The organism is Caballeronia sp. BR00000012568055 (assembly GCF_029439455.1).
In the GTDB taxonomy this organism is placed as follows: Bacteria; Pseudomonadota; Gammaproteobacteria; order Burkholderiales; family Burkholderiaceae; genus Caballeronia.
Genome location: NZ_JAQFVG010000274.1, coordinates 1 through 4296, shown reverse-complemented (window position 1 = coordinate 4296; position 4296 = coordinate 1). Strand labels below are relative to the sequence as shown.

The 4296-nt window shown below is 62.0% G+C and carries 3 protein-coding genes and 1 pseudogene; 2 read left to right on the top strand and 2 right to left on the bottom strand.

Annotation, left to right across the window (positions count from 1 at the left end):
• Together P7F28_RS16990 and P7F28_RS16985 are read right to left on the bottom strand one after the other, a co-directional pair.
• Positions 1-976: pseudogene (locus tag P7F28_RS16990) on the bottom strand (translocation and assembly module protein TamB); the annotation flags it as partial.
• 28 nt (positions 977-1004) lie between these two features.
• A complete protein-coding gene (locus P7F28_RS16985; protein WP_277185690.1) occupies positions 1005-2750 on the bottom strand; it encodes an autotransporter assembly complex protein TamA in 1746 nt (581 codons plus the stop codon).
• Positions 2751-3100: 350 nt separating this feature from the next.
• Here P7F28_RS16985 and P7F28_RS16980 point away from each other — a divergent pair, with 350 nt between their 5' ends.
• Together P7F28_RS16980 and P7F28_RS16975 are read left to right on the top strand one after the other, a co-directional pair.
• Positions 3101-3289: a DUF3460 family protein gene (locus P7F28_RS16980; protein WP_277185689.1), complete on the top strand. Its 189-nt coding sequence runs from the start codon at positions 3101-3103 to the stop codon at positions 3287-3289.
• 89 nt (positions 3290-3378) lie between these two features.
• The gene (locus tag P7F28_RS16975) at positions 3379-4206 is read left to right on the top strand and encodes a ScpA family protein (protein ID WP_277185688.1); all 828 of its coding nucleotides are present in this window, start codon (positions 3379-3381) and stop codon (positions 4204-4206) included.
• Positions 4207-4296: the final 90 nt, after the last annotated feature.

Here is a 4296-nt window from a genome sequence, read left to right as displayed (position 1 = left end):
CGATCGACACCGGCCCGCTGACGACGAAGCCCTTGGCGTCATCGACCGGTTTCACTTCGGCACGCACGGACAGATCGGCGGCTGGCGCGCCCGGCGCGAACGCCTGCGGATTCACGTGATCGACGGTCACGAGCGCGGATTTCAGCGGCACGTCGGCGAACGGCAGCGCTTCGACGTGCGCCTGACCGTTGAGTTTCATGCCGCTGGCGTCGATATCGGCGATCAGGTCTTCGAGCGCGCCCGAAAGCCGCGCGCCGACGCTCACCGTCTCGCCACTGACCTTGCCCGCATAACCCAGATCGCCGGACAGCGGAAACGGCCGCGCCCCGCCATCCAGTTTCAGCGATGCGGTCACCGCGCCGAACGGCGTATCGAGCCGCTGCACAGTGGCTTCGTGATGCTGGCCATCGCTTTGGCCGTGGAACAGCAGGCCGGTGAATTCGGTCGTGGCCGTGCCTGCGTGAAGGCGCAATTTGTCCACGCTCAGATCGCGGATGGCGAGCTGAATCGGCAAACGCAGATCCTTCGGGAGTTCGGTCTTCTTGCTCGGTTCGTTCGACGGCGCGATCCGCGCATCGATCGTCCCGACATGCAGATAGTCGATGGTGAAGCGCAACGGCTCGCGCGTCAGTTCCCATTTCCCGGACACGCTATCGATGGCGATATCGGTGCCGGTCTTGTCCTTCCAGTGCACGTCGCGCAGTTGCAGGCCGTGCGCGATCGAACCGCCATCGAGCTTGCCAGTGAGTTGTCCTTTGAGCAGCGACGTCGCCGCCTGCCACGCGTATTGCGTGCCGCGATCCGTCGTCAGCACGAACAACATCGTGCCCACCGCGATCCCGAGAATCAGCACGATCACCAGCACCAGCACGCCGAGCCAGCGCGCAAGCCGGCGCGCCACCGAGCGACGCGGCGGCTTCTCGCGCGGCTCAGGCGGCGTTTCGTTTGCCTCGGGTGGAGTGGTCGGTTCCGTCATGCTTCTCGTGTGTCCTTAGCCACGCTCATCAGAACGCGATACCCAGCGTCAGATAAGGTTTGATGCTCTTGTTCTTCAGCCCGTACGCCACATCGACGTTGATCGGGCCGACCGGGCTGCGCCAGCGCGCGCCGATACCCACGCCCGGCTGGAACACGCGCTCGCTCCACGTATCCGTCACCGTGCCGATATCGAAGAACACCGCGCCGCCCCAGTCGTGCGTGAACCAGTGCTGATATTCGCTGCTACCGGTCACCATGTACTTGGCCGGAATAATCGATCCCGCCACGTTGTTGCCGATACTCAGATAGCTATAGCCGCGCACCGAGTTCGCGCCGCCCGCGCGGAACAGCAGCGACGCCGGAATGCCGCTCGACGGCCCGCTGGTGAACACGCCGCCGAACTCCGCGCGGAACAGCACGATATCGTTGCGCGCGATCGGCAGATACTGAACCGCGTTCGTATAGAGGCGCGCGAAAGTCTGATCGGTCATCACGCCCTTGACCGCGAAACCCGCTTCGGCGCGCACGATATTCCCGCTGCGCGGAAACAGCGGATCATCGACATTGCGGCGCACCCAGCTCCACGCGGGCACCAGCGCGCGCGCCGTCGATGGATTCGGCAGATTCTGCGTCAGGCGATCGTCGTAGAACGTCAGCGAGAACGTCGTGTCGATATTCTGTCGCGAGCGCGAACGCTGCACGCCCACGCGCGCGCTGTAGATGTTGGTGCTCGATACATCGGTGATCGTGTACGAGCCGAACACGGCGTTCACCCAGCCGTGCGAATCCGGCGGCATCGCGAGCTGCACGCGGCCGTATTGCTGCGTCTGATCGAGGCGGCCGGAAATGGTGAACGGATACGCCTTGCCGAAGGTATCGAGATAGCTGTAGGCGCCTTGAATGTGAAAGCCCGTATCCGTCGCGTAGCCCACACCGTAGCGGATGCTGTTGTACGGATACTCGCTCACCTTCACGTGCATCGGCGTTTCGAGCGGCTTGTTCGGGTCGCTGTCCGTATCGATCGCCACGCTCGCGTAATACGGCGTGTTCTGAATCTGCCGCTGCAATTCGTTGAGCCGCGCGACGCTGTAAATCTCGCCCGGATTGATCGGATTCACATGATCGATGATCCACGACGGATAGCGCTTGGTCCCGCTGATATCGAGCTTGCCGAGCGTGAAAGTCGGGCCGCTGTCGAAGGTCACCGAAAGGTCGGCAATCTGCGTACGCGGATTGATGCGCGCCTGCGACTTGACGATCTTCGCGCCGAGATAGCGCTTGGCTTGCAGCGCACGCAGCGAGGCGTTCTTGGCGTCGTCCCAGCCGTGCTGCGTGAAAGGATCGCCTTCGTTGATCGAAAACGCGAAACGCGCGGCGTTTTCCTGCGCGGGGTCTTCCTTATCCACCGCGCCGATGAAATGCAGTTGCACCGATGCAACCTTGGTCTGCGGACCGGGATCGACGGACAGTTTGATCTTGCGTTTGCCGTCTTCGCCGGTGGAGACGTCGGTGCGCACGACCGGCGTGAAATACCCTTCCGTCGATACGAGATCGCGCACGTCTTTCGGTGCGGCGGTGACGAGAAAGTCGATCTGATCGTCGCTGACGTCGTCGCGCTTGGCGAAACGCGAGAGGTCGAGATGCTCCTTGAGCAGCGACTTGACGGAGCGCGGCGCGTCGATATCGATCGAATATTTCGCCTGCGCGGGCGCGGCGAGCACCGCCGACAGCACGCCAAGGGCCAGTGCGGGCAGGCAAGCGCCACGACGCACGGCGGCTCTGCGCCACGCGCGCAGCGGATCAAACAGACGGCCCGCCAAACGTTTCCTCCGGCATCGGGATAAGTGAACTGAAATTTTGTTGATGCGTGCGGATAAGACGCAACGGCACGCGCAGGCGCTATTTCACCACAACGCGCCCCACGCAGACGGTAAATAGCGGCGCGCGCATTTGGACGCTGTGTCAAGCGCAGGGTTCCTGCACGTACGTGCAATTTGCGGTGGAACAATCCGCGCGGATGTGCATCGACGTCGCGGGCTTGCGGTAAAATTCCGGCAATCTCGCGGTAAAGCAGTTCGAAGCCGCATCTTTCCCGAACCCGCAGCGAACCACCGGAAGCCGGATCATGTACCAGTCGGACATCACCCAATTCATCAACCAGATGAAAGAAAAGAACCCGAAGCTGGAATCGGAACAGCGCCAGGGCCGCGCGCTGCTGTGGGACAAGCAGCCGATCGATCTCGACGAACGCAAGAATCAGCAGGATTCGCGCGTGCAGCAGACGCCGTACGTGTACTACCAGAATTTCTGAACGTGAGCGCAGCCGGCCGCGAGCCGAACGCCGTTTCGCCGGGTCATAGTCCGACCGAGAATCGCGACGGCACGCAGCAGGACCGCGCCGTGGCGCTCGCCACGCCCGCGACCGATTCCACGCCCGATACCATCGACGGCGTGGCAATCGCGCATCTCTACGGCGAGCCGCTCTGGAAGCTGCCGACCGATCTCTACATTCCGCCCGACGCGCTCGAAATCTTTCTCGAAGCGTTCGAAGGCCCGCTGGACCTGCTGCTCTACCTTATCCGCAAGCAGAACTTCAACGTGCTCGATATCCCGATGGCGGATGTCACCGCGCAATATCTCGGCTATGTCGATCAGATTCGCGAATCGAATCTGGAACTGGCGTCGGAATATTTGCTGATGGCGGCCATGCTGATCGAAATCAAGTCGCGCATGCTGCTGCCGGTCAAGAAAGCGGATACCGGCGAAGACGCCGAAGATCCGCGCGCCGAACTCGTGCGCCGCTTGCTCGAATACGAGCAGATGAAGCTCGCCGCACAGAAAATCGACCAGTTGCCGCAACTCGGGCGCGACTTCTTGCGCGCGGATATCTATATCGAACAATCCGCCGAACAGCGCTTCCCGGATGTCGATATGGCCGACTTGCGCAGCGCCTGGGCCGACGTCATCAAGCGCGCGAAGCTGGTTCAACATCACAAGATTTCGCGCGAGGAATTGTCCGTGCGCGAACATATGAGCGTCATTCTGCGTCGCCTGCAAACGGCGCGCTTCATGGAATTCACCGAATTGTTCGACACCTCGCGCGGCGTGCCGGTGGTCGTGGTGAACTTCATCGCCATGCTGGAGCTGTCGCGCGAATCGCTGATCGAAATCACGCAGGCCGAGCCTTTCGCGCCGATCTACGTGCGACTCGCCTACGCTCCCGCTTAAGTCTTTTTCTACCCTTGCCTCGGGCGATTCATACGCGACGCCCGCCAGGAGACACCCGCTCGATGAAAGTCATCAGCTCAATCCACGAAC